This is a genomic window from Dyadobacter sp. SRI_021, from assembly GCF_057586235.1.
The window spans coordinates 1-341 of the sequence record NZ_JBYCZM010000051.1 but is presented as its reverse complement, the minus strand read 5'-3'; the positions used below and the strand labels follow the sequence as shown (position 1 = coordinate 341).

1 protein-coding gene is annotated in these 341 nt (G+C 53.7%); it reads right to left on the bottom strand.

The window, feature by feature from the left end:
• Positions 1 to 341 (bottom strand): hypothetical protein (locus tag AC2YIT_RS32225; protein WP_487281952.1); only part of this gene is annotated, 341 nt, incomplete at both ends.

The following is a 341-nucleotide window of genomic DNA, read 5'->3' as shown; positions in this document are numbered from 1 at the left end:
GTGCACTGTTCAAAGCTTTACTGAAATCGTCCGTCCAGGGATGCCAGGTTTTTGTCCCAAGATCGACCACCGCTTCGCCACGGAAATAATCCAACGGCATGGCGAACACCTCCCTGATTTTTTTCGTGGACGGGTCCAGTTCGTACACGATCGCTTTCAAGTCCATTAACGATTGGGACGTGGCCGCATCGCATACCGCTCCTATATATACGTAATCTCCATGAACGGTCACCGCGAAGGGCCGGCTTGTGCCCCCAGTGCATCCCGAGGGAATCTTGTACTTTGTAACATCAGCCGATGCAGGCTTCGCTGCCGTATCTGCCGGCAGCTTGATGCCGTAT